We start from the raw sequence: 22,133 nt of genomic DNA, 5'->3' as shown, positions 1-22,133 counted from the left end.
TCAGCGCGTCGCACGGCATGGCTCTGAACCTGACCACATGGCAACCACCTGAGTTCACTCGGCCTGAGGTCGGCCTCGCTGGAGCAGTTGATGCGCGTGGAGCGAACTGGCGCGACGTCAGCGCAAACAATGTCGACCTGCGGGGAGCCAATCTCTGCAGAGTCGACCTGCGAGGTGCCGACCTATCGACTTGCCAGATGACTGGGGCCGATCTGCGACTGGCCCTTTACGACAGTTCGACGAAAGTCCCAGTCGATATTGATCTACCTACGTCTGGGGCCGTTGGCCCAGGGGCAAAGCTCAGCGGGGTTTACTTAAACAGCACGGATCTGCGAGGGGTGGACCTTCGAGGTGCTGTCCTAATGGGGGCTTATCTGAGTGGAACCGACTTGAGTGGAGCCATCCTGGATGGGGTTCGGCTTGTCGGTTCCGACCTAAGGGCTGCAATTCTGCGAGGGGCAATGTGTCGCGGCACCCGATTTGCGACATGCCAGCTCGATGGCGCTGATTTTCGTGGGGCGGACTTGACCGACGCGGGGCTCGAGGGAGCTGAGTCGATCAAGGGTGCCGACTTTTCACTGACGACCGGTTTGGGGTCCCAGAGAGAGATACTCCTCGCCAGACCCTATGAAGAACTCGACTGCTGGAATCCATTGACCCGCAACACCACCCGCTCAAGCCTCGAAAGCCTGCCCTGAAGAGCTCGGGCAGCAGAAGCACAGCCGACAACCCAAACCAAAAGCGTCACGTCACGCAACATTCGGACATATTTGATTGAGGTTTATAAAGAAGCCGCTCTGCCGCATCAGTTCTGATTGACCATAGCCAGGCGAACACGTCAGGTTGTCCATGCCCTTCGGTCCTGCCTCGCTTCTCGGGGTCGAGCGCTTCTCACAGGAGAGCGAAGCACCTCTTGAGCTGATTCCCGGCGATGACGACGCCAAAAAAGAACAGATTATCCGCGCCGTTTACAAGCAAGTGCTCGGCAACGCCTATGTGATGGACAGCGAAAGACAGCTGGTGGCTGAATCGCAGTTCAAGCTGGGCGAGATCAGTGTTCGCGAACTGGTTCGTCGCATCGCCAAGAGCGAGCTGTACAGCGAACGTTTCTTCGACGCCTGCTCCCGATACCGCTACATCGAGCTCGCCTTCCGCCATCTCCTGGGCCGGGCTCCAGTGGATTTCGATGAGATGCGTGCCCACGCTGAGCGTCTCGACAGCCATGGCTACGACGCTGACGTTGACAGCTTCATCGACAGCGCTGACTACCAGGACACCTTTGGTGAATGGACAGTGCCGTTCCAGCGCGGCTGGAAAACCGAATCCTGTACAACTCTGCAGGAATTCACATGGAGCTTCCAGCTTCTCCGCGGGAACAGCAGCAGCAGCCTGAAGGGCGACCTTTCCGGTATCGCCAGCAAGCTTGGTGGCAATGCTTACCAAAACCGCCCAATGGCGGTGATTCCGCCCTCCTCCAAGGAAGGCACAGGCTGGAGCTTCCGCCCCTCCAAGAATCTTCAGGATGCTCCGACGCGCCACGGTGTCGGAGCAAGCGAGCAAGGCAAGACCTATCGCGTTGAAGTCACGGCCTACAGCGCTAACAACGTGCGTCGCATCTCCCGGTACACGCGCTCAAATCGCGTGTACTTCGTGCCTTTCGACAAGCTCTCGGAACAGTTCAAACGCATCCACGCCGAGGGTGGAAAGATCGCCAGCATCATTCCCGTGAACTGACATCGCCCGGTGATGCCTCGGGCGGGGCGTTCAAGACGTTGCGCATGACGTCTGCGCCCCGCCGATTTCCTTTCCCTCTGCACCACAGTCCCCTCTCCCACCTTTCATCATGTCCGCCTCCCAAGGTTTTGGCGCTGCCTCCCTCAACGACGGCCCCGTCTCCTTCAGCCGCAATCGCAATGGAGCCAAGAAGCCTGCGCTGAGCAATGGCGAGTTTCTTCGTCAGTCCTGCAACACGATGAAGATTGCCATCGGGCCTCGCAATCATGAGGATTGCCCCCATGGCGTTACCGCTCAGCGCTACGCGCCGGATGATGCTTCGGCTCTTGCCACCGCCATCAACGCTGCCTACAGACAGGTCTACGGCAACGCCCACGTAATGGACAACGAGCGTTCGTCATCGCTCGAAGCACAATTCGGCAATGGCGAACTCACGGTTCGTGACTTCGTACGCGGACTCGCCAAGTCCAGCTTCTACCGCGCCCGCTTCTTCGAAGGCGTCGCACCTCAGCGCGGTATCGAGCTCAACATCAAGCATCTGCTGGGACGCCCCCCCGTCGACCAGTCGGAAATGTCGGCCCACATTTCATTGCTGGCCAGCGGTGGCCATGACGCCGTGATCGACTTCATCGTCGATTCCGCCGAATACGCCGAAGTATTCGGAGACGATGTGGTCCCTTACACCCGCTCCTTCACGTCTGCTGCAGGAATCCCCAACAGCAGCTTCGCCAACATGGCGGCTCTCGAGCGTGGATTCGCCATCAGCGACAGCGCTGTCGGTGCTCGGAGCCAACTGAGCAACGCCTTGGCCCGTGGAACCACACCGTTCATTCAGGTTCCTTCCGGTGTCCGTGCCGGCGGCGGTGTCTCAAGTGGCTCTGGAGCGGTCACATTCACGCCGAAGAAGCGGGTCAGCAGCGACGGGATGGACTTCACCCCGATCCGCAACGACTCTTACGTTGGTTTCGGTCTCGGCCAGCGCGAGCAAGAGATCTTCCAGCGCTGCCCCGGCGATACGGCCGACACGATCAATGGCCTGATTCGCGCCACCTACCGACAGGTGATGGGCAACCCCCATCTGATGGAATCCGAGCGGGCCATGTCCGCCGAGAGCAAATTCGCCGAGGGCTACCTCAGCACCCGCGAGCTGGTTCGTGCACTTGCACTGTCTCCTGAGTACAGCCGCCGTTTCTTCGAGACGAACGCTCCCTACCGCTTCGTCGAACTGAACTTCAAGCACCTGCTGGGTCGGGCTCCTGTCTCCCAGGCAGAACTAAGTGAGCACATTCAGATCCTTGCCAACGACGGCTACGAAGCAGAAATCAACAGCTATCTCGATAGCGCTGAGTACCAGTCCACCTTTGGTGAAGACACGGTGCCTTACATGCGCATCCTGAGTGAGCAAGGCCGTTCTCAGCTTGCCTTCAATCGACATCTCTCCCTCGCGGAAGGATTTGCAGCAAGCGACGCAGTCGGGAACAGCTCTTCGCTGGTCACGTCCGTGGCAACAAACAGTGTTCCCAGCGGTTGGCGGACCACAACCGTCCGAATCAATAGGAACAGTGCCGTTGCCGGCTCTCCCTCCGCCACAACGAAGCGCTTCCGCATTGTCGTGGAGGCCCAATCCCGGGGTGGTCGTCAACGCACACCAAATGCGTCATACCTCGTGTCCGGCAAAGACATGAGCACCCAGATGAAGTACATCCACGGCCGCGGTGGCCGGATCGTCTCCATTACCGAAGTGATGTGATCACTGCGACTCTCAGGAGTCGTTCCAATGTTCATTCGGGACCTCATTTGATCTCACGATTGTGATGACGGTCCCTCTTTCTGCCTTTCCCTCTCTCCATGACCGCCACTTCCACCTTGGTCAGCACGGCCAACCAAGACCGCAGCCATGCTGAAGACATCATCAGAGCTGCTTACCGCCAGGTTTTCGGCAACCGTTATCTGATGGAACTGGATGTCCAGCCATCCATCGAAGCTCTGTTCATCAACGGCGACCTCACCGTCCAAGGACTGGTGACGGCTTTGGCACAGTCGGAGACCTATCGCCGGCTGTATCTCGAGACCAACAGCCCTTATCGGTTTGTCGAACTGAACTTCAAGCACCTGCTTGGCCGCCCTCCCCGCGATCAAGCCGAAATCAGTGAGCACGTCCGTCGCCTTGCTGACGAAGGCCTTGAGGCTGAAATCACCAGCTACACCTACAGCGACGAGTACCTCGACAACTTCGGAACAGACACCGTTCCCTATGCACGCACAGCCACATCGGCTGTAGGCGAATCGAATGTTGCTTACCAGCGCAATCAAGCCATGGATCCCGGTTACGCCGGTTTCGATGCTGATCAAGGTTCTGTGCTTCTGACCAGCATTGCGTCACGCACCAACCCCACAGCTGCTGGTGCACGCAAGGTTGTCGGTGGTGGCAACCGCTTCTCGGTCACCTGGACGTCTCGCGTTCAGCTGGGAACGGTACGTCGGTCCGCGCAGCGCTCGGTTGTGAGCTACAGCTCTCTGTCGAAGACGATTCAGAGCATTCAGGCACAAGGTGGTCGCATTCTTTCTATTGCGAACGCTTAATCCTTGAGCGGTTCAGTCCATCCCGGGCTGATCCATCCGGCATGATTGGTTCTGGTCAATGATCAGAGCCAATCATCTGATTCAAATGGGCACCAGCCCATTGCGACCGACACCTTTTGAGCCATGCCCATTCTTCGCCCCCCAACCAACAGCCTTCAAGGGCAAAACAAAGGTTTTCAGACGTCTGTCTCCTCTGTGCCGATGGCGATGTCAATGATGATTGACTCCATGGTCAATATGGTTCAGAAAAGCCGTCCTGGAAGCTCGGCTGATTCAAACATTTCCAGAAAATGAACATCGAGCAATTTGTTGCTCAAAGCGAGGGAAAGTGGCGATCCATGCGATCAGGTCACTCCCTCGCTTTTCAGCAATTTGAGGAAGTTCTGAGCGAAGTCAACATTGAGAGAGTCGAGCAAACTGATCAACAAATTCAAAGCCTGCTCGACAGTTCTTCATTAGATTCAAGCGCGAGCATCGCTTCACCATTCCGAATGAGCTGGGCAGCGGAAAGCGATTGGGAACCAGACGATCCAAACGAAGTTTCCTCCGGAGCATGCCTTATTGTTCCTGTGCCGTCGAATGAATCGACAGGCCGCCTTCTCCGTAGTGTCGGCTATGCAGAAGCAGCCCCTGCAGAATCTGAATACAGCTTTCTCAGTGATGGAACCTTCATTTTGCAAACACAATACGAACAATCGATTGCAGAAGAGCGGATCTGGTTTGTCTCTGATCATGTTCGCTGCCGCTCATCTGTCCTCAGGACATCAGCAGGATCAGGGATTCTCCAAACATCATTCGCTTCTGAGGTTCGTCGACTGAACAGTTGAAGTTGATCAGAATCATGACATCAGAATCGCAAGCTCTTTTAAACTTTGCCAAGACCCTTTCCGGGCATTACAGCAACCAAAACCAGGCACAAGAGAATCCGAAGGACTTTGCCCATATCAATATTTTTTTCAGGCCTCTTCCTTGGGAGATACTCAAATCCCCAGGCTTTTATTCCGAGCAAAGCTATGACCACGATCCTTGGCGCCCGTATCGTCAAGGAATCCACCGGCTTAAACCGCTACAGGATGGCGTCTTCATTGTCGAAAACTTTGGCTTTGCAGATCCAATTCGACTAGCAGGGGCAGGACAACGTCCGGAATTGCTCAACAGTCTCAACCCCGAATCCATCACCCCGCGGTGTGGCTGTGGCATGCATTTTCGCGAAATTGAGGGTGGGCACTACCGCGGCGAAGTCGAGCCAGGCAAAAAATGCCTCGTGCCTCGAGATGGAAAACTCACTTATCTCGTCAGCGAGGTCGATGTGAATGACACTGACTGGATCAGCCGCGATCGTGGCTTCGACCCAGACAGTGATGAACAACGATGGGGATCAGAGCACGGCCCTCTGCGCTTCAAGCGCCAAGCCTATTTTGGGGGCCATCTTGATTTGGAATGGCTCAAATGGTGATTCATGCCCTCGCCTTAGTGAACAGCCATGGCGGCACCTGAGGCCAAAAAACAACTGAAGACCTGGATTCGCTCACAGCACCTGATCTGCATAGGAACGGATTTTGTATTCGAAACCGTGGATCAGACGCACCTCGAGAAGTTTGAGCGCTGCATCGAAGAGATCGGTGGACGGGTTCGCAAAGTTGATGCAGCAGGAAACTGGCCCATGGGTCCGCGTCGAACCTTCAAAATCCTCAGAGCGACAGCGGCAGTACCGAGGCCTGGAGGGGAAGAACTCGTGACCTACTGGGCTAAGCGTGGAACCAAGAAAACCCGTTATGCAGAAATCAGTTAATAACTGATTCAAGATTCAGTCATCAAACCAACCGAACCAGGTGGGTTTACTGAAATCTGAAACCTTGCTCCAACGACGCAACAACGACAGGGAATCAATCTGAAAACCCTGAGCGACAGCTAAATCAATCACTTCATCCTGATTGCGTGCGGCCTTTACCAAATCTTTTAGATCGCTTCTTGACTTCAAGAGTTGAATAAAGGAATCCAGTGCTTCATCTTTCTCGGCATCAGTGAGAAGGCCCGACTCGACCTCTGAGACAGTGGAAGAGTCAGTCTTGGCAGCCACGAATTCAGCAGGTCCCAACAAACCTTCGGCTGTCACACCCTCCATTAACAGAGGCCGCCAGCGGGAGAGCTGCCTGAAAGCCCATGTCCAGTGGGATGGATCAGCACGCAACATCAATGAGAGGTCTGCATCAGAGGCCTGAAGATGGTCCATCGCGACATAACGCCCCCAGTCGGCCAGGGAAATCACGAAGCCGGAGATATTTGCGTACGCAACAAGGTCATAGTGTGTTCCGAGGGGCTTGATCCCACTCGCCAAGCCGTGGTTTTCAACGACAGCCTGAACAAATTTTTCTGTCTCAGCAGTAGCCATCAGTCAACACTCCTGAATCCATAGGGCAAAATTAACCTTTTCACAAATCATCTGAAGAACCAATGGCCCCCCTGGGCACTGCAACGTCCTCCAAGCCAGACCTGATGCTGTAAATCCGGAATCTACAAGGATTTTGGGAGGCCGTGTGGCCTGCTCCAAAGGAATCAATGCTCCGGTCAATGCACTCCCTGAAGATTTGAGCAGGGCATTGAGGTCTTCGATCGTCGCTATAGCATTTAAAGAAAAATCTTGCTGATTTGCATCAAGAAATCGTTGAAACTCAATGTCCGCGGATTCAGCCACTGCGAAATGTTTTATGGTCTTCAGATGATGTGATCATAAGCCCTATGTACCACCAGCAGCACCATCCAACGGCCTGAGCAACAATGAGCGAACGCTTCGACACTCTTTTCTCTGGGATGAGTGAAGAGACAGCGATGTCAACATTGCTGATAGCCCCCTCCGAACTGAGCAATCCGGGGCTGAAGTATCTGGCCGCCACGAGACTTGGAGCCTGCACATCCTCCGCATCACTGAAGCGGCTGCTCGAAGCCGGAGCCAATACATCGGAAGACCTCTTCGAGCGGATCACCCGCCGCAAGGCACTCGAAGCCCTTGGCCGTCGGAAGGACCCGCAAGCCCTGCCTGTGCTGATGGCGGCCCTATCGGCCAGCGATGAACCCACGGTGGTGAACGCCGCTGATGCACTGGCACGCATCGGAGCATCCCTGAACGAAGAGAATCAGGCGTCGTTACTCGCCGCCCTTGACGGCCCTGACAACCAAAAACGGGCTGTGATCCAGGCGTTTACGAGGCTTGGACTGCCTGATAAAGGGGACGTCATTCGGGCCCTTGAAAACCATGACAACCCGCTGGTGTCCGGCGCTGCCAATGCCCACGCTGTCCAGGTTGCCTGCAACCTGGACAGCCTTGAGCCCCTGATTGCCCAACTGGATGATGACAATGCGGGGCGTCGTCGAGCCGCGGTCATCGACTTGGGGGACGCTGGGCGCATTGAGGCTCTCGATGCGCTGATTCGATGCCCGGTCTCCATGCCGCTGCGAGCTAAGAGTGCATTTCAAATCGCCAAAACCGCTGGCGGATCCATCGCTCCGGAGGCCATCGGGCTGCTGGAACAGCTGCTTCAGGATGATCCGAAGGACTTGAAGCTCTCGGGAGTGGTCAACCCAGGCCCCGCTGCAGAGGCCATTCGCAATGGACTTCAGCACCGCGATGAAGCCAAGCAATACGCAGCAGCGAAAGCATTGATGGACTGTCCCAGAACAGAGCAACTGGCGCAGATTGATTCGCTGCAGCGCGACCTTGGCAGTGATTACGGCGTTCACTACCTCTTGGCCAGCTGCATCGGCTTGATGGGATTGCACGAACGCAGCGAACAGGTTCGAGACGCGTTGGCGGAAACGGCACCGCAATATGCGAAGTCCCGTGTCGCGGCTGCATGGAGCTGCCTGCGTCTTGGCCTGGAGGACCAGCGCCCTTTACTCGAGGACTTGAGCCGAACGAACCCTTGGCAACCACTGCAGTGGAGCTGCACCCAAGTGCTCGCCGGCATGGCGTAAGTCAGAAGAACTTAGCTTCTTTATTTTTCTTTTCTTTTTGCAGTGCAAACTTCTATTGAGAAGCCTGAAGCATTCGGTCCCCCAACCTTCAACACGGCGTACGGTCCCCGAGTGATGCCTCGCATCTACCCCTCCCTTAAGTCCCAAGCATTCTTATGCTCGACGCATTCTCCCGTCAGGCGGTTTCCGCTGATTCCAGCGGCAGCTTCATCGGTGGCGCACAGCTGAACGACCTCAAGGCATTCATTGCCGAGGGCAACAAGCGTTTGGACGCTGTTAATGCCATCACCAGCAACGCTTCCTGCGTGGTGTCCGACTCCGTGGCTGGCATCTGCTGCGAGAACACCGGCCTGACCGCCCCCAACGGTGGTGTCTACACCAACCGCAAGATGGCTGCTTGCCTGCGTGATGCCGAGATCATCATGCGCTATGTCTCCTACGCCCTGCTCGCCGGCGACGCTTCAGTCCTGCAGGACCGCTGCCTGAACGGTCTGCGCGAGACCTATGCAGCTCTGGGTGTGCCCTCCGGCTCCGCTGCCCGTGCCGTGGCCATCATGAAGGCCTCTGCCTGCGCTCACATCACCAACACCAACAACACGACTGGTGAGAAGCGCAAAATGCCCGTGATCGACGGCGATTGCAACGCTCTGTCTTCTGAGGCTGCTTCCTACTTCGACATGGTGATCAGCGCCATCAGCTGAACATCCTGAGATTTTTAAGCACACCCTTAATTCAAATCAATGAAGTCCGTTCTCACCACCGTCATCGGCGCCGCTGACAGCGGTTCCCGTTTCCCTTCCAGCTCCGACCTGGAATCTGTGCAGGGTTCCCTGCAGCGCGCTGCTGCCCGTCTGGAAGCTGCTGAGAAGATCGCCGCTAACTACGACGCCATCGCTCAGGAAGCTGTGGACGCTGTTTATCAGCAGTTCCCCAACGGTGCCACCGGCCGTCAGCCCCGTCAGTGCGCCACCGAAGGCAAAGAGAAGTGCAAGCGCGACTTCGTCCACTACCTGCGTCTGATCAACTACTCCCTGGTTGTTGGCGGCACCGGTCCTCTGGACGAACTGGCTATCAACGGTCAGCGTGAGGTCTACAAGGCCCTCAGCATCGATCCTGGCACCTACGTCGCTGGTTTCACTTTCCTGCGCAACCGCGGCTGTGCTCCTCGCGACCTGAGCGCTCAGGCCCTGACCGAGTACAACTCCGCTCTGGACTACGTGATCAACTCCCTCGCCTGATTTTCAGTCGAGCGACTCACGTCACATCATGCGCAAAGGGGCGGCTTAGCCGCCCCTTTTTTGTGCATCAAAACCACCTGACAATCAGTGGTTTGATGATGCTGCTACAGCGGATTGGGCACGCAGCGCGACAAGAGGTTCAGGATCAACCACAGCTTGCGCAAGGCGACTGGGTGAGGCACTCATCACCGCTGCATATCGAACTTCCCAGAACGGGGTCTGCTCAGGATTCAACCAGTGATCAATGCGGTCACCCTGGTCTGCCCACCCCAGACTTGCCATGGCCAAGACAGCAGCAGGTTTGGATTTCATGAATTGAGGACGACGCGTTTTGATCGCATCAATGAGAATCTTTTCAATCAAGGCCAAGGCTGCATCCGGCCATGCAGGCAGCAATCCAATCAGGCGAATAAAAAAGTAATGCGCACCGTAATCATTGTGGGCATCGTCATGCCAACGCTGTTCGAGAAGCGGCCAGAGATGCTCGGCCGCACGTGATTGAAGTGTCTGAAGTGAGAGATAGCTACGACTGAAATCGGTACCGAAGAATTCCTGGATCAAGAACTCATTGGTCGGTTCCTGGTCATAGGCATGGACGAGTTCCAGGGACTCAGGACGGTCTTGAATCAGGGCATCGAGCGATGCCAGCAACAGGCTCTGCTCTTTCGATGTCAATGTCGATGGATTGGGACACAGAGCTCTCAGCGCTCGCATCCGAAACACCGGAGACACGGGTGCCCGAAGGATGTCAGGCAAGAGCTCGTTGGCCGATGCATGAATGGCGTCCTGAATAGCGGACTGACGATCCATCTGATTGGGCAGAAGCATCTGCGAGGCCAGCTCCGGGAGCCGCTCGCGGCTGCCTCCCATTTGCGCTTCAGCACTGATGGCGGCGCCGCGCACACCAGGTTTCTCGGAGGCCTGCAAGGTCTGAATGACGGGCAAGGCATCGAGAACGTTCAATGCCGACAGGCTCTGGACCAGCACCCGTTGATTCTGAGTGTCATCAACCAGCAGATCCTGCAATTTCCGAAGGATTGAAGAGTCACTGCAACCAAGCTGCTGGAGAGCAAAGGCTGCATTTTCAACAAGGTATGGGTCATCACGACCGAGACATGCTCCGATGGCTTGAATCGCAGCAGTACAGCCCAGGCGACCAAGAACCTCGACAGCCTTGCGACGGGCAAGGCGTTTTGGCTGACTCTCATCAGGGTCCCGAACAAGCGACAACAGCGCAGATTCCGTCTCCGGCCCAGGGAAATTGATTAAGTGGGCTGCAGCCATATATGGATCACTCTGGGACTCCAGCTCGGCCACTGGCACCTGAAGGAGACGGATGGCCTCCTGCTGAGAAAGCCCGGGATGAATGTTGTCGAAAGCTCCTGTCAACGCTGCGTCCTGTCGCACCAATGATTCTGCAGGAACAAGCGATAAAGGAACGCCTTTTGATTCTCTCGTAAGGAAGATGTCGAATCTCAGAGGAATGGCAATATCTGCGTCAATCTGAGCGGCAGCTCTCTCTTGAATTATGGGTCCAACGCTAGAGACTTCCGTCACCGTTCACGTCGGGGTCGAGCCAGGCTCACGCCCTTGGACAGCGCGGTCAATGCGTGTGCCTTTGCAGCACCTCAACCGCAGCATGCAATCCCTTCACAACAGGGGCCTGCAGATTCACGGAGTCGCGATTGACCGGGAAAATATGCAAGGACAGGCCCCAACCGACTCTCCTGCTGAGGTCACGCCCCAAGCCAAAGCTCAAGAAAAGACCAGCGGTCAGAAGACCAAACGCAGCAACCGCCGTAAGCGGGGCTGAACTCACGCAAGACGCTCAATCACCTCGAAAACGCCATCAGCTGGCCGACCTGCCGTCAGAGCGGTCCAGTTGATGGCCTGCAAAAACGCATCGGGAGCGGCTGTCTCAACGACATCAACACCCCAGCCGCCCTGTTGGAGGGGCGCACCTGGATTGCCTTCCGAATCCTTTCGTCCTCCCAGTGCCATTACAGCGTGGTCAGTGCCATGGCCCTGGGACTGACGAATCGTTAGCCATGCCTTGGCGATCTCCCTGGCCAACACGCCAGGTGTCGCATCAGCCTCCAGCTTGATTTTCCAATGCGGGTGATTAAGCGCCTCTGATGAGCGAACCGAATCACAGGTCTCAAGCAACGCCTTGGCAAGTGCGTCGAACGGCATGGCAGGAACAGCCGGATCATCGACCTGAAGGTTGTGGGAGAGAACGAACTGGGTCACAACAATCGGTTCAATCACGTGACCTTAGCGATGCATGAAACGGATAATGAAAAGCTGCTTCCGCCCTGCCGTGACCGATGCAATGCCCGCGTTGAACAGCACAGAGAACGTTCAACTCAGCGAAGAGGAAGCGGAACAGCTAGCCAATGAACTCAAACATCAACTTCGGCATGGTCAGCAACTGTCTGGCGACGAGGCAGCCATTGAAAAGATGGTTGCTGGGCTTGGTGATCGACGGGGGCTCCTGCGTCTCACCTTTGCGGAAAGCTTGGGGACAGTCGGATATGCAGCCGTTCCCGCACTCTGCAGAGCGATGTGTGAACACGAGAACGTCACGGTGCGTCGTGCTGCAGCGAAAACCCTCACACTGATTTCCGATCGACGAGCGCTGCCGTTTCTTCTCAAAGCGCTCCTGAACGATGCCGATCCGGTTGTCCAGGGATCTACCGTCGGGGCCATGGCTTCAATCGGCGCCGATGCGGTTGAAGGTCTCCTCAACATCCTTGTCGATCCGGCGAACACCCCCATGCAAACTGGCCTCGCGAGCTGGGGTCTTGCCTTTGTCGGGAGTCGTGCACCGGAGGCCCTGAGGAAGGCGGCCCAATCGGAGGATGCACGCATCCGTACCGCCGCCATTGCGGCACTCGGAGACCAGATTCAAAACCTGGACGACCAAGCGGCGCGCCAACTATTGATGGATGCCATGCGAGATCCCGACGAAGAGGTTCGCGCCGAAGCCACAACGTTGATGAGCAAACTCAACGACAGCAGCTGGGCCGTTCCACTGGTGATTCCCAATCTCAGAGATCAGTCCGCACTCGTCAGAAAAAATGCTGCCCTGTCCTTAATGAAGCTCGAGGACCCCTCAGTGGTTGAAGAATTGAAGAACTGCCTGACGAACGAAAACGACGACAGCGTCACGCCCATCTTCAAGCTCGCCATCAGCCAATTGACACGCGACAGAGAATAATCCACGCATCCTTAACGTAATGTAATTCACGTGGTGTTCGCGTCGAGCACTGCATGCGCAACAGCGGGAAGACAGCTGAGGGGCTGTCTTCCCGTTTTTATTGAGCTCAACGAGCGCCATCCAGGCGTCCAAGCGATGCCTCGACCATCTGCCGAGACAACGGGTCGGTGTTTGGGTCGTCGAGCACCTCACGGAGACAAGCCCCTGCCCGTGGATCAGGAATTTCAGCGAGAGCCATCGCCGCTGACTGAACATGGGCAATGTTGTCGCCCTTGCAGATCTCAATGAGCAGAGGCAATGCCTGAACCCCAACCTGACCGAGTGCCATCACCGCAGACTGGGAAACAACGGGGGACTCGTCGGACAGTGCTGCCTCGAGAACAGCCATGGCATCTGCAGAAAATTCCTGGCCGGGAAAATTCGAAGCGATCTGGGCATAGGCCTTGACACAGCAAGCCCTGACCGTTCCATCCAAACTGGCTGAGAAAAGTTCAGCCAAAGGCTGGAGAGCAGTCACCCCAAAAGCACCCAGCCCTTTGACAGCGGCTCGATAAACGGAGACGTCCGACTGACCCAAAAGCGCCAGCAAGCGAGGCATCGACTCCTCCGGCCAATGCTCCACCATGGCCAAATAGGCCTGGGTCTGAAGATGCGGATTGGGATGTGCCAGATCAGCAAACAACGCATCCAGATCCGGACGTTCTATCTGCGGCTGCGAAGTCATCAGAACTCAAAAACTGCAAATCCCCTTGAACAGGGAGGTTGTTTCACCCTAAGTGGAGCACTGCTACCAATGAACGCCATCCAAGGTGAACGACATCCGCCGACATAAGCATAAAAAAAAGAGGCCTTTCGGCCTCCTTATTTTTATCAATGAGTGACGTAGAACGAGCGCTCAGGAGAGAGCGTTGATCACGTAATCCAGGTAGGACTTGAACTCGTTCAGAGCCTGGGGGCTCATGTCGCGAGGAGCGCAAGCGCGATCGCGGGTGTAGGTCAGAGCCTCGACGTAAGGACCGGTGGGAAGACCCAAGGTGCGGTACACCTCACGAGCGCCGGCGATGCCCCACTCGTCCAGAGGGCCGGTACCGCCAACAACCAGGCAGTAGTTGATCAGGCGCAGGTAGTGGCCCAGATCGCGGTAGCACTTGTCCACCTTGGTCTGGTTCTCACCAGCTTCACCGGGCTGCTTGAGGTAGGGGTACTTGTTGAAGCAAGCATCGCCAGCTTCCTTGGTGACGGCATCGAGGCCGGAAGCCAGCTTTTCAGCAGCTTCCAGACGAGCAGCGGCACGCTGGATATTGCCCTGAACGGCTTCGAGGTCGTTCTGAGAAGGGAAGCGACCTGCTGCATCAGCAGCGGTCACAACAGTGGTGACGACGGATTTCATCGTGGAGATCCTTTAGATGAAGGTTTGCGTTGAGGAGGTAGGAAAAAAACCTGATGAACTCAGCTGACTGCGCTGATCACGCGGTCGAAGTAAGAGGCAGCCTCAGCAACCAGAGCGGAGCAATCGCCTTGAGCGGTCTCCATCTTGCGGAACTTGGTGCCACCCAGTGCAGGGGTGTTGGTCTCACCGATGTGGGCGGTGGAGGAGGCCTTCATGATGGCCACGGCACGGGCAGCGGACTGAGTGGGAACACCCAGTGCGATGTAGGTCTCCTTGAGGCCGTTCAGGCAACGATCGTCGAGGACGGAGGCGTCGCCTGCGAGCAGGGCGTAGGAGATGTAGCGAAGAACGATCTCACCATCACGCAGGCAAGCAGCCATGCGGCGGTTGGGATAGCAGTTACCGCCAGCCTGGATCAAGCCGGTGTTCTCGCAGATCATGCCAGTCACAGCATCGGAAACGATGCAGGAGGCATTACTGGTGATGGCGTTAACAGCGTCCAGACGCTTGTTGCCTTCGGCAACGTACTGACGGAGGGCGGCGATGTCGCCAGCGCCAACGGCAGCGGTTTTGGCGTCGGCGCTGACGACGGAGCGGGAGAATGCGTCGAGCATTGGAGAGCCAGACAGTGAAGGGATAGCCTCTTTATGCCAGGAGTGAAGACCTTGAGAACACTCCCCGGAAGGAATGAAATCCGGCAATTCAGGCCAGGCGTTGCGAAGCGCCCCAGAAAAGTAACCGGGGCATCGGGGGGCACTGGCCAAGGTCGCGCGGTCACGCAACGGTTCGTCATCTGACGAACAAATGTTGAGACATCCTGCAGGACCGGACAGGTACTACACCTCTCGGGAGTCGACAACGCAAAAGCGCTGCTCCATATTGTTTCAACTGCGCTTGCACTACTAAGAAAAGGAGGGTTCAAGTCCACGGACATTGGATGAGGCTTACCCTCGCCACAGCACCACGTTCAGATGTCCGAACCGACTCTCCAGGAACTTCAAGACTCGATTGAGGAACTCGAGGCCTATCGCAATCGTCTGCGGGATGACGTCATTGCCATGGGCAAGAAACTCAAACTTCCCCAAAAACGAATCGATGCCACCGTTGCCGAGCACGCGGAACTCCAACGTCTGGACGAAGTGCTTGTGCAGCTGCTTCGACAACGCGATGTAATGCAAAACGCCTAGGTGATGAGCGTGTTTGAACAGCCATTGACCATGGCGGCTTTCCTGGACGCCAGTCGAGGCACCTGGCTGAATCGGCGCTCCATTCATCATCTGGACCATCAAGACGATGAAGCAGCCGATTCCAATCTGGTCATTGAACCTTTCAACGCTGATGACCCGGTCGTCATCAAGGTGTGCGATTCCTTGGAAGTTGACCCAGCTCGCGCAGCTGGTGGAGGTCGTTTCTGGTGGGAAAGCAACCTGAAGAAAGGCGTCCGCAATGACGACTATGCGGCCGTGATTGTCGATGTCCCTGAATCAGACGATCCCAGGAAGGGATTCCTGCTTCGTGACGTCGGATACGTGGAAAAACAAGCGGTCATCAGCACTTACACCTTTGCCGACGACGGAGTGCTAACCATCACCACTCGGTACGACACCAACGTCGGCACAGAGCGCTGCTGGTTTGTCTCAGACCAAGTGCGCATGCGCGTGAGCTCGGTGCAATGTCTTAACGGCGTGTCAATGACGACCTATTGCACCGAACTGCGTTGCCCGAAGGACGATGACATCAGAACCATCGCAGAGCGGGCACGTGCCATCGCCGACACGAATCCTTCCCAAACGATCGGCTGATGTTCGATTCCTTTCTCGATCAGTTGCATGACGGAATCCAGAACCGTGGCGGACAACAGATCGCCATCCCCGACGGTCTCGACCACTGCGAGTCAGCAAAAAGCGGTGGAGTGATTCACAGCTGGCTGTGGTCGGTTCCGGGATTTCGCCGCTGGCGGGTCACTCGGCTCGATGCCGGGGACAGCTTGCAGGTACTGAATTCAGTGGCCTATCCGGATCACAGTTTCGACCATCCCTTAATGGGGGTCGATCTGTTGTGGTTTGGCGCGCGTCAGAAGCTCGTCGCCGTCCTGGATTTCCAACCACTGGTTCAGGATCCTGATTATCTAGAGCGTCATTTCAAGGGCTTGCGAGCCCTGCATGATCAATTTCCGGACCTCAATGGCGAGGAGACCATGCGCTCCTTTGACCCCAATCAATACTTTTCGCCGTGGTTGTTGTTTTGCCGAGGTGGTGCTGACCAGGCAACAGGGTCATTGCCCCAAGCCTTCAAGGCATTTCTGGAGGCCTACTGGGGCATGCATGACCATGCTGCTGAAGCCTCGGCGCTACCCGAGTCAGACGTCAAACGTTTACAGGAGGACTACGACGTTTACAGCGCAGAGCGAGACCCAGCCCACGGCCTGTTCACAAGCCATTTCGGGAAGGACTGGTCCGACCGTTTCCTCCACGAATTTCTCTTCCCTGCCAGCCAATCCGAATGAGCACGCTCAACCGCAGCAGCAGCCTCGACCCGGTTCAAATCGATGGATGGCGCTGGCAACCATTTCTCGATCACGCCGTTCAAGCCCTGCAACCGTTTGAACCTCAAGCGTATTCAGTCCCTGAACGCTTTTTGCAACAAGAGGGGACGACGGGATCCAAAGCCAAACCAGTCCAGGTCACTACAGCAACGTGGGCTTGCCGCACCGACAAGCTTCGTCAGGTGAGAGCCGCCTGCGTCGAAGCCGGAGCTGCGGCGTCGGTGCTCAATTTCGTGATCAATCCCAGTTGCCACTACGACCTCCCCTTCTTCGGCGCCGATCTGGTCACGCTCCCCAACGGCCATCTTCTGGCCCTGGATCTGCAACCTGTGGATAAGCAAGACGAGCGCCACACCGGGCCCGTCTGGGAGAAATTAATGCCGCTCTTTGAGCGATGGAGACAAGAATTACCGGATGGAGGCCCCATTCCCGAGGAAGCGCAACCGTACTTTTCACCCGCATTTCTCTGGACACGGATTCCTCTGGGTGCTGAAGGGGATGCGCTGATCGAAACGGTGATCAAGCCGGCATTTCGTGACTACCTCAACCTTTATCTGGAGCTCATCAGCACGGCACAACCCGTGGACGACGTGCGCTCCCGCCATCTTCTGGCTGGACAACAGCGCTACACCGCGTACCGAGCAGAAAAAGATCCAGCTCGGGGCATGCTCAGCCGCTTCTACGGCAGTGAATGGACGGAGGCCTACATCCACGATGTGCTCTTCGATCTTTAGATCTCAGAGAGCGCTGGCGCCCAGCCAGAGCATGGCAGTTAAGCATTATGAACAGCCGTCGGGAGCTCTCTGAACCGTTGGCCAGAATCCTCACCGACGGGATGCGACCTGCCTCCCGGCACCCCATCCCTGTCTGAAGACTTTCTCCAGACGTAGTCCACAGGAGCACCAACATGTTCGACGCCTTCACCAAGGTGGTCGCCCAGGCCGATGCCCGGGGCCAATTCCTCAACACCAGCGAAATCGACGCGCTGGCCGCGATGGTTTCCGACAGCAACAAGCGCCTGGATGCCGTCAACCGCATCACCAGCAACGCATCCACGATCGTTGCCGATGCAGCACGCCAGCTGTTCGCGCAACAGCCTGCGCTGATCGCACCCGGCGGCAACGCTTACACCTCCCGTCGCATGGCTGCCTGCCTGCGCGACATGGAGATCATCCTCCGCTACGTCACCTATTCCGTTTTCACCGGTGACGCTTCCGTGATGGAAGACCGCTGCCTGAACGGCCTGCGCGAGACCTATCTGGCTCTCGGCACCCCTGGCGCTTCCGTCGCCGCTGGCGTGAACCTGATGAAGGACGCTGCCATCGCCATCGCCAACGACAAGGCTGGCATCACCAACGGTGACTGCACCGCCCTGATGAGCGAAATCGGCACCTACTTCGACCGCGCTGCCGCCGCCGTCGCCTGATCGCGACCCGGCTCAGACGTTCACATCTCCCTTTTTCAGATTCATGAAAACCCCTCTTACCGAAGCAGTCGCCGCTGCTGACTCCCAGGGCCGTTTCCTCAGCAACACCGAAATCCAGGGTGCCTTCGGTCGTTTCAACCGCGCCAAAGCTTCTCTCGAGGCCGCCAAGGCTCTCACCAGCAAAGCTGACACCTTGGTGAACGGTGCTGCCCAGGCCGTCTACACCAAGTTCCCCTACACCACCCAGATGCAGGGTTCGAACTACTCGACGACTGCTGAGGGCAAAGCCAAGTGCTCCCGTGACGTCGGTTACTACCTGCGCATGGTCACCTACTGCCTGGTGGCTGGTGGCACCGGCCCCATGGACGACTATCTCCTGGCTGGCCTGGACGAAATCAACCGCACCTTCGAGCTCTCCCCCTCCTGGTACGTGGAAGCTCTGAAGCACATCAAAGCCAACCACGGCCTGAGTGGTGATGCTGCTGGCGAAGCCAACACCTATCTCGACTACGCCATCAACGCACTGGTCTGATTCAGACGCGGTGATGCATCAAGGCTCCCTCAGGGGAGCCTTTTTTAATGCTGAAGCGGAGACGATGAACACAGAGCAAGGCACCCCAATTGATGAGCAGGAAGCTCTCCATCGACTGAGACAAACCGATGACCCTGCCAATCGGTATTACGCAGCATGGTGGCTAGGACACGAACGAAGCCAACATCCAGAAACGATTCCGCTGCTGCGCAGCGCCTTGCGGGACTACCTAAATGCAAAGGGAGACGCCAACGCAGAGAGCCGTGCTCTTGCACTCAATGTGTTGCGGGCACTGGTGCACCTTGATGGGCAGCAAGCCGGCCCGGAAATTCTTGAAAGCCTGCTTCATTCCGATTTGAACATTCGTGAGGAGGCAGCACGAACCGCAGGATCAACAGGTTTAAAAGCAGCAATTCCTTTGATCCTTGCCTCGCTCCAGGGGAATGAAACCAAACAAGATCGCCTCTTAGAAGCACAGCTGGAGGCACTCGGAGATCTCGGAGTTTCATCCGGAGAGATTCTGGAGCGGTTGAAGAATTTCATCGACGATCAACGTCCGCTCATTCGCTCCGCGACCAGCAGAGCACTCCTTCAACTCACCGAACAAGCGATCTATGGCGATAGCTTCGCCGGGTTGCTCGAGCATGCATCAACGCAGATCCGACGTGGTGTTTTGCTGGATATAGGAGCTTGTGGCTGGATTCCAGCGTTGGATTTAATCCGCCGAAGTCCTGTTGAAAGCAGTATCAAACTCATTGCTCTGCGTGGTTTAGCAGAACATCCACGGGGGCTCCAGCATGCGGAGATGAGTCATGAGCAAGCCCTTGAAACCGTGTTGAGCGCGATGGACAGCCTCTTATGACAACAATCTCGCTTGAGTTAAGAGAAGCGCTCGCCGCCGTTGACGCCGCAACGACCAGTATCGAACTGATGAGCGCAACAGCCGACCTTGTGCGCTGTCACGAACTTGGAGCCGTGCCAAAGCTGCTCGAAGTCATCGGTTACAACAACCCGGCACTCGCAGGGCTCGCTGTGGGAGGACTTGTTGCACTTGGACCGGCCGCCTCTCCGCTGATCCTCGAAAAGCTGGACCCCAACAATTACGGAGCACGCGCATGGGCTGTTCGCGCTTTGGCGGACATCGGTGATGCTTGCGCACTGGAAATGTTGATCCAGACGCTCGGCCAAGACATCGGTCCGAGCGTGCGCCGAGCCGCTGCGAAAGGCTTGGGGAAATTACAACTGTCAGCGGAATTATCTAGAGCGAAAACGCAAGAAGACCAGTGCATCCGAGCGCTTGTGCTGGCCCAACACGATCGCGAATGGGCTGTTCGTTATGCCGTCATCGTCAGCCTGGAACGGCGGCTACTCGACCCGGCCTGTCCTCAATCCCCACGCGCCACTGGCCGGCAGGCGTTGCAAAATCTGGCCGATGACGACCAAGAAGATGTCAAGGTGGTGCGACTTCGGGCCGAGCTTGCCCTTCATCGCTTAACCGACGGATGACCCAGAAGCTTTTGTTCGTCTGCCTCGGCAACATCTGTCGATCTCCAGCGGCAGAAGGGGTTTTTCTGCATCTGATCAAAACCCGCGGTCTTGAGGATCAGTTTGTTGTCGATTCAGCCGGCACAGGCGGCTGGCATGTGGGCAATCCAGCGGACCGACGCATGCAGGCTGCCGCCAATCGCCGCGGCATTGAACTGCCAAGCCGGGCACGTCAGATCAGCCTCGACGACCTGACCACGTTCGACCTCGTCCTCACCATGGATGACGACAACCTGTCAGCGGTCGGCGGGCTGGCCCGCGAAGCAGGCGCACGCGCCACGGCCTCGATCGAACCGATGCTGCGTTACGCCCAGAACTTCAGCGAAACCGAAGTCCCGGATCCGTACTACGGCGGAGAAGCCGGCTTCGAGCATGTGCTCGACCTCCTAGAGGATGCCTGCTCCAACCTCCTGGATGAGCTCAGCCAGGCCAACTGAGTTCATCCGGCGGGTGTGGGCCAAGCCTCTTCAGAGACGCGACAACGAAACTGCTGCACCAGAGACTGGATGACCGCATCAATGCTCATGCCATCAGTCACCAGCTCCAGGGCATCGTCAGCCTGAACCAATGGGGCCTCCTCGCGGGTGCTGTCGAGGCGATCCCGCTCTGCAATTTGCTCTTCGAGGGCTGTGCGTTCAGGCACGGGGAAGCCCCGTTGCTCAAGGTCCAAGGCCCGACGGCGGGCCCGCTCCTCGACGGTTGCCGTGAGAAAGACCTTCAGATCCGCATCGGGGAAGACGGCGGTGCCGATGTCGCGCCCCTCGGCCACCAAACCGCCCTTGGCACCCATTGCTTTCTGCTGAGCGGTCAGAGCCTGACGAACACAGCGATGAGCCGCAACGGCAGACACCGATGCCGTGACCTCCGGAGAACGGATGGCGACACTCACATCCTCACCATTCACCAACACCTGCTGACCACCCCCCGGCAGCGACCGCAACTGCAGATCAAGCCCATCAAGCAGGGGTTCGATCGCAGCGGCGTCCGCCGGATCCACCCCCCGTGTCTGCACCAACCAGGTCACCGAGCGGTACATCGCGCCCGTATCCAGATAAACCAGGCCAAGGTGCTCGGCAAAGGCGCGGGTCACGGTGCTCTTTCCGGCGCCAGCCGGACCATCAATCGCAACAAGGGGCTGGCGGGTCATCAGAAACGCGTGATCAATCAACCGAGTCGTCCCGCAGCGCACCGCCGCGGCCAGCAGGGAGATCGCAATCTCCGAACCACAAGGCTGCAGGGTGTGCGGATCAACCCTCTCTACATACTCCACGTCCAGACCCGCCTGATCCAGAGCGGCCTTGATCGAGGCCAAAGACTCCGTTGTCGCGGCTGCCCTGAGAACCCGAGGCAAGGCCACTGCCCGTGAACGCTCCTCGTCCGAGAGGTACTGGTTGCGGGAACTGAGAGCCAGTCCATCGGACGCACGCACCGTCGGCACCCCCTCGATCTGCACCGGTAGGGCAAGGTCTTGAACAAGTTGGCGCAGGATGGTCAACTGCTGCCAGTCCTTTTCCCCAAGCAGCATCCGCGTCGGCTGAACCAGGGCCAACAACCGCGAGACCACGGTGGCCACACCGTCGAAATGCCCCGGCCGGCCCTGGCCGCACAGGTGCTGTTGTAGCGAGGCTGGCACCTGCAGGCGCCAGCAGTCCTCAGCACCCGCGGGATAGATCACCTCAGGCGATGGAGCCCAGAGCGCGTCGGCTCCGGCATCAGCAGCAAGCCGGCAATCGGCCTCGAGGGTGCGGGGGTAACGCTCAAAATCTTCCGCTGGGCCGAACTGCAGCGGATTCACAAACACACTCACCAACACCGTCGCCTGATGCGATGCAGCGGTGCGAATCAACGCGGCATGGCCCTGATGCAGGCCTCCCATGGTCGGAACAAAGATCAATTGAGCCGACTGCTTTCGCCGCCAGGCCCTCAGGTCAGCCTGTGTCCGCAACAG

Annotated in this window: 28 protein-coding genes; 20 read left to right on the top strand and 8 right to left on the bottom strand. The window is 57.3% G+C overall.

The window, feature by feature from the left end; genetic code table 11:
- The first annotated feature begins 17 nt into the window (after positions 1 to 17).
- The 7 genes from ACGVKB_RS06460 to ACGVKB_RS06430 all read left to right on the top strand — a co-directional run bounded on the left by ACGVKB_RS06460 (position 18) and on the right by ACGVKB_RS06430 (position 6,109).
- Complete coding sequence (locus ACGVKB_RS06460; protein ID WP_392350446.1) at positions 18 to 698, top strand: pentapeptide repeat-containing protein; 681 nt, start codon at positions 18 to 20, stop codon at positions 696 to 698.
- 151 nt (positions 699 to 849) lie between these two features.
- Complete coding sequence (locus ACGVKB_RS06455) at positions 850 to 1,734, top strand: phycobilisome linker polypeptide (RefSeq protein WP_392350445.1); 885 nt, start codon at positions 850 to 852, stop codon at positions 1,732 to 1,734.
- A 109-nt stretch (positions 1,735 to 1,843) separates the two neighbouring features.
- Positions 1,844 to 3,484, top strand: coding sequence for a phycobilisome rod-core linker polypeptide (locus tag ACGVKB_RS06450; protein ID WP_392350444.1), 1,641 nt, complete (start codon positions 1,844 to 1,846; stop codon positions 3,482 to 3,484).
- Positions 3,485 to 3,582: 98 nt separating this feature from the next.
- Entirely contained in the window at positions 3,583 to 4,317 is a 735-nt protein-coding gene (locus ACGVKB_RS06445) for a phycobilisome rod-core linker polypeptide (RefSeq protein ID WP_392350443.1), read from the top strand.
- A gap of 290 nt (positions 4,318 to 4,607) precedes the next feature.
- Entirely contained in the window at positions 4,608 to 5,144 is a 537-nt protein-coding gene (locus ACGVKB_RS06440) for a phycobiliprotein lyase (RefSeq protein WP_392350442.1), read from the top strand.
- Positions 5,145 to 5,158: 14 nt separating this feature from the next.
- Complete coding sequence (locus ACGVKB_RS06435; RefSeq protein ID WP_392350441.1) at positions 5,159 to 5,773, top strand: chromophore lyase CpcT/CpeT; 615 nt, start codon at positions 5,159 to 5,161, stop codon at positions 5,771 to 5,773.
- Between the two features lie 27 nt (positions 5,774 to 5,800).
- Complete coding sequence (locus ACGVKB_RS06430) at positions 5,801 to 6,109, top strand: CpeR family transcriptional regulator (RefSeq protein ID WP_392350440.1); 309 nt, start codon at positions 5,801 to 5,803, stop codon at positions 6,107 to 6,109.
- Between the two features lie 15 nt (positions 6,110 to 6,124).
- On the opposite strand, the gene ACGVKB_RS06425 is transcribed toward ACGVKB_RS06430, so the two are convergent.
- Both ACGVKB_RS06425 and ACGVKB_RS06420 read right to left on the bottom strand, forming a co-directional pair.
- On the bottom strand, positions 6,125 to 6,709 hold the full coding sequence (locus ACGVKB_RS06425) for a Nif11-like leader peptide family natural product precursor (RefSeq protein WP_392350439.1): 585 nt from the start codon (positions 6,707 to 6,709) through the stop codon (positions 6,125 to 6,127).
- A 3-nt stretch (positions 6,710 to 6,712) separates the two neighbouring features.
- The gene (locus tag ACGVKB_RS06420) at positions 6,713 to 7,012 is read right to left on the bottom strand and encodes a hypothetical protein (RefSeq protein WP_392350438.1); all 300 of its coding nucleotides are present in this window, start codon (positions 7,010 to 7,012) and stop codon (positions 6,713 to 6,715) included.
- An 83-nt stretch (positions 7,013 to 7,095) separates the two neighbouring features.
- Here ACGVKB_RS06420 and ACGVKB_RS06415 point away from each other — a divergent pair, with 83 nt between their 5' ends.
- The 3 genes from ACGVKB_RS06415 to mpeA all read left to right on the top strand — a co-directional run bounded on the left by ACGVKB_RS06415 (position 7,096) and on the right by mpeA (position 9,527).
- The gene (locus ACGVKB_RS06415; protein ID WP_392350437.1) at positions 7,096 to 8,289 is read left to right on the top strand and encodes a HEAT repeat domain-containing protein; all 1,194 of its coding nucleotides are present in this window, start codon (positions 7,096 to 7,098) and stop codon (positions 8,287 to 8,289) included.
- A gap of 155 nt (positions 8,290 to 8,444) precedes the next feature.
- Positions 8,445 to 8,990 carry a bleomycin hydrolase gene (locus ACGVKB_RS06410; RefSeq protein ID WP_392350436.1) on the top strand — a complete coding sequence of 182 codons (546 nt, stop codon included), beginning with the start codon at positions 8,445 to 8,447 and terminating at the stop codon, positions 8,988 to 8,990.
- Between the two features lie 39 nt (positions 8,991 to 9,029).
- Positions 9,030 to 9,527, top strand: coding sequence for a class 2 C-phycoerythrin subunit alpha (mpeA, locus tag ACGVKB_RS06405; protein ID WP_392350435.1), 498 nt, complete (start codon positions 9,030 to 9,032; stop codon positions 9,525 to 9,527).
- 84 nt (positions 9,528 to 9,611) lie between these two features.
- On the opposite strand, the gene ACGVKB_RS06400 is transcribed toward mpeA, so the two are convergent.
- Positions 9,612 to 10,916: a HEAT repeat domain-containing protein gene (locus ACGVKB_RS06400; RefSeq protein WP_392350434.1), complete on the bottom strand. Its 1,305-nt coding sequence runs from the start codon at positions 10,914 to 10,916 to the stop codon at positions 9,612 to 9,614.
- A 426-nt stretch (positions 10,917 to 11,342) separates the two neighbouring features.
- Positions 11,343 to 11,777, bottom strand: coding sequence for a DUF2656 family protein (locus ACGVKB_RS06395; RefSeq protein WP_392350433.1), 435 nt, complete (start codon positions 11,775 to 11,777; stop codon positions 11,343 to 11,345).
- Between the two features lie 82 nt (positions 11,778 to 11,859).
- Here ACGVKB_RS06395 and ACGVKB_RS06390 point away from each other — a divergent pair, with 82 nt between their 5' ends.
- Positions 11,860 to 12,747 (top strand): HEAT repeat domain-containing protein, encoded by an 888-nt coding sequence (locus tag ACGVKB_RS06390; protein WP_392350478.1) that lies wholly within the window; start codon positions 11,860 to 11,862, stop codon positions 12,745 to 12,747.
- Positions 12,748 to 12,853: 106 nt separating this feature from the next.
- Here the strand turns inward: ACGVKB_RS06390 and ACGVKB_RS06385 are convergent, their stop codons facing one another.
- From ACGVKB_RS06385 to cpeB, 3 genes are all read right to left on the bottom strand, one after another.
- Positions 12,854 to 13,471 carry a HEAT repeat domain-containing protein gene (locus tag ACGVKB_RS06385; protein WP_392350432.1) on the bottom strand — a complete coding sequence of 206 codons (618 nt, stop codon included), beginning with the start codon at positions 13,469 to 13,471 and terminating at the stop codon, positions 12,854 to 12,856.
- A 171-nt stretch (positions 13,472 to 13,642) separates the two neighbouring features.
- Positions 13,643 to 14,137 carry a class 1 C-phycoerythrin subunit alpha gene (gene cpeA / locus ACGVKB_RS06380; RefSeq protein WP_392350431.1) on the bottom strand — a complete coding sequence of 165 codons (495 nt, stop codon included), beginning with the start codon at positions 14,135 to 14,137 and terminating at the stop codon, positions 13,643 to 13,645.
- A gap of 59 nt (positions 14,138 to 14,196) precedes the next feature.
- Positions 14,197 to 14,751: a class 1 C-phycoerythrin subunit beta gene (gene cpeB, locus ACGVKB_RS06375; protein WP_392350430.1), complete on the bottom strand. Its 555-nt coding sequence runs from the start codon at positions 14,749 to 14,751 to the stop codon at positions 14,197 to 14,199.
- Between the two features lie 357 nt (positions 14,752 to 15,108).
- Here cpeB and ACGVKB_RS06370 point away from each other — a divergent pair, with 357 nt between their 5' ends.
- The 9 genes from ACGVKB_RS06370 to ACGVKB_RS06330 all read left to right on the top strand — a co-directional run bounded on the left by ACGVKB_RS06370 (position 15,109) and on the right by ACGVKB_RS06330 (position 20,622).
- Positions 15,109 to 15,324 carry a hypothetical protein gene (locus tag ACGVKB_RS06370; RefSeq protein ID WP_392350429.1) on the top strand — a complete coding sequence of 72 codons (216 nt, stop codon included), beginning with the start codon at positions 15,109 to 15,111 and terminating at the stop codon, positions 15,322 to 15,324.
- 30 nt (positions 15,325 to 15,354) lie between these two features.
- The gene (locus ACGVKB_RS06365; RefSeq protein ID WP_392350428.1) at positions 15,355 to 15,939 is read left to right on the top strand and encodes a phycobiliprotein lyase; all 585 of its coding nucleotides are present in this window, start codon (positions 15,355 to 15,357) and stop codon (positions 15,937 to 15,939) included.
- A complete protein-coding gene (locus ACGVKB_RS06360) occupies positions 15,939 to 16,643 on the top strand; it encodes a 15,16-dihydrobiliverdin:ferredoxin oxidoreductase (protein WP_392350427.1) in 705 nt (234 codons plus the stop codon). Before ACGVKB_RS06365 ends, ACGVKB_RS06360 begins: the two co-directional genes overlap by 1 nt.
- Entirely contained in the window at positions 16,640 to 17,416 is a 777-nt protein-coding gene (locus ACGVKB_RS06355) for a phycoerythrobilin:ferredoxin oxidoreductase (protein WP_392350426.1), read from the top strand. The genes ACGVKB_RS06360 and ACGVKB_RS06355 overlap by 4 nt, the downstream gene beginning before the upstream one ends.
- A gap of 173 nt (positions 17,417 to 17,589) precedes the next feature.
- Positions 17,590 to 18,108 carry a phycocyanin subunit beta gene (locus ACGVKB_RS06350; RefSeq protein ID WP_392350425.1) on the top strand — a complete coding sequence of 173 codons (519 nt, stop codon included), beginning with the start codon at positions 17,590 to 17,592 and terminating at the stop codon, positions 18,106 to 18,108.
- A 43-nt stretch (positions 18,109 to 18,151) separates the two neighbouring features.
- Complete coding sequence (gene cpcA / locus ACGVKB_RS06345; protein WP_392350424.1) at positions 18,152 to 18,640, top strand: phycocyanin subunit alpha; 489 nt, start codon at positions 18,152 to 18,154, stop codon at positions 18,638 to 18,640.
- A gap of 13 nt (positions 18,641 to 18,653) precedes the next feature.
- Entirely contained in the window at positions 18,654 to 19,502 is an 849-nt protein-coding gene (locus ACGVKB_RS06340; protein ID WP_392350423.1) for a HEAT repeat domain-containing protein, read from the top strand.
- A gap of 68 nt (positions 19,503 to 19,570) precedes the next feature.
- Positions 19,571 to 20,146, top strand: a complete 576-nt coding sequence (locus ACGVKB_RS06335) for a HEAT repeat domain-containing protein (RefSeq protein WP_392350422.1) — start codon at positions 19,571 to 19,573, stop codon at positions 20,144 to 20,146.
- Entirely contained in the window at positions 20,143 to 20,622 is a 480-nt protein-coding gene (locus ACGVKB_RS06330) for a low molecular weight protein-tyrosine-phosphatase (RefSeq protein ID WP_392350421.1), read from the top strand. The genes ACGVKB_RS06335 and ACGVKB_RS06330 overlap by 4 nt, the downstream gene beginning before the upstream one ends.
- 2 nt (positions 20,623 to 20,624) lie before the next feature.
- Here the strand turns inward: ACGVKB_RS06330 and ACGVKB_RS06325 are convergent, their stop codons facing one another.
- Positions 20,625 to 22,130 carry a bifunctional pantoate--beta-alanine ligase/(d)CMP kinase gene (locus tag ACGVKB_RS06325; protein WP_392350420.1) on the bottom strand — a complete coding sequence of 502 codons (1,506 nt, stop codon included), beginning with the start codon at positions 22,128 to 22,130 and terminating at the stop codon, positions 20,625 to 20,627.
- Positions 22,131 to 22,133 lie beyond the last annotated feature (3 nt).

The sequence above is a fragment of the Parasynechococcus sp. genome, from assembly GCF_042954325.1.
Lineage (GTDB): Bacteria > Cyanobacteriota > Cyanobacteriia > PCC-6307 > Cyanobiaceae > Parasynechococcus.
The sequence above is the reverse complement of the archived record's forward strand: the minus strand, read 5'-3'. Positions and strand labels throughout refer to the sequence as shown.

Excerpts from the sequence above, each read along its gene's own strand:
- ACGVKB_RS06430 (WP_392350440.1), top strand. The coding sequence starts at position 5,801 with ATGGCGGCACCTGAGGCCAAAAAACAACTGAAGACCTGGATTCGCTCA.
- ACGVKB_RS06355 (WP_392350426.1), top strand. The coding sequence starts at position 16,640 with ATGAGCACGCTCAACCGCAGCAGCAGCCTCGACCCGGTTCAAATCGAT.
- ACGVKB_RS06330 (WP_392350421.1), top strand. The coding sequence starts at position 20,143 with ATGACCCAGAAGCTTTTGTTCGTCTGCCTCGGCAACATCTGTCGATCT.
- ACGVKB_RS06360 (WP_392350427.1), top strand. The coding sequence starts at position 15,939 with ATGTTCGATTCCTTTCTCGATCAGTTGCATGACGGAATCCAGAACCGT.
- ACGVKB_RS06410 (WP_392350436.1), top strand. The coding sequence starts at position 8,445 with ATGCTCGACGCATTCTCCCGTCAGGCGGTTTCCGCTGATTCCAGCGGC.
- cpeA (WP_392350431.1), bottom strand. The coding sequence starts at position 14,137 with ATGAAATCCGTCGTCACCACTGTTGTGACCGCTGCTGATGCAGCAGGT.
- ACGVKB_RS06450 (WP_392350444.1), top strand. The coding sequence starts at position 1,844 with ATGTCCGCCTCCCAAGGTTTTGGCGCTGCCTCCCTCAACGACGGCCCC.
- ACGVKB_RS06385 (WP_392350432.1), bottom strand. The coding sequence starts at position 13,471 with ATGACTTCGCAGCCGCAGATAGAACGTCCGGATCTGGATGCGTTGTTT.
- ACGVKB_RS06335 (WP_392350422.1), top strand. The coding sequence starts at position 19,571 with ATGAGCGCAACAGCCGACCTTGTGCGCTGTCACGAACTTGGAGCCGTG.
- ACGVKB_RS06445 (WP_392350443.1), top strand. The coding sequence starts at position 3,583 with ATGACCGCCACTTCCACCTTGGTCAGCACGGCCAACCAAGACCGCAGC.
- mpeA (WP_392350435.1), top strand. The coding sequence starts at position 9,030 with ATGAAGTCCGTTCTCACCACCGTCATCGGCGCCGCTGACAGCGGTTCC.
- cpeB (WP_392350430.1), bottom strand. The coding sequence starts at position 14,751 with ATGCTCGACGCATTCTCCCGCTCCGTCGTCAGCGCCGACGCCAAAACC.
- ACGVKB_RS06340 (WP_392350423.1), top strand. The coding sequence starts at position 18,654 with ATGCATCAAGGCTCCCTCAGGGGAGCCTTTTTTAATGCTGAAGCGGAG.
- ACGVKB_RS06370 (WP_392350429.1), top strand. The coding sequence starts at position 15,109 with ATGTCCGAACCGACTCTCCAGGAACTTCAAGACTCGATTGAGGAACTC.
- cpcA (WP_392350424.1), top strand. The coding sequence starts at position 18,152 with ATGAAAACCCCTCTTACCGAAGCAGTCGCCGCTGCTGACTCCCAGGGC.
- ACGVKB_RS06425 (WP_392350439.1), bottom strand. The coding sequence starts at position 6,709 with ATGGCTACTGCTGAGACAGAAAAATTTGTTCAGGCTGTCGTTGAAAAC.
- ACGVKB_RS06415 (WP_392350437.1), top strand. The coding sequence starts at position 7,096 with ATGAGCGAACGCTTCGACACTCTTTTCTCTGGGATGAGTGAAGAGACA.
- ACGVKB_RS06390 (WP_392350478.1), top strand. The coding sequence starts at position 11,860 with ATGCCCGCGTTGAACAGCACAGAGAACGTTCAACTCAGCGAAGAGGAA.
- ACGVKB_RS06455 (WP_392350445.1), top strand. The coding sequence starts at position 850 with ATGCCCTTCGGTCCTGCCTCGCTTCTCGGGGTCGAGCGCTTCTCACAG.
- ACGVKB_RS06435 (WP_392350441.1), top strand. The coding sequence starts at position 5,159 with ATGACATCAGAATCGCAAGCTCTTTTAAACTTTGCCAAGACCCTTTCC.
- ACGVKB_RS06350 (WP_392350425.1), top strand. The coding sequence starts at position 17,590 with ATGTTCGACGCCTTCACCAAGGTGGTCGCCCAGGCCGATGCCCGGGGC.
- ACGVKB_RS06440 (WP_392350442.1), top strand. The coding sequence starts at position 4,608 with ATGAACATCGAGCAATTTGTTGCTCAAAGCGAGGGAAAGTGGCGATCC.
- ACGVKB_RS06460 (WP_392350446.1), top strand. The coding sequence starts at position 18 with ATGGCTCTGAACCTGACCACATGGCAACCACCTGAGTTCACTCGGCCT.
- ACGVKB_RS06365 (WP_392350428.1), top strand. The coding sequence starts at position 15,355 with ATGGCGGCTTTCCTGGACGCCAGTCGAGGCACCTGGCTGAATCGGCGC.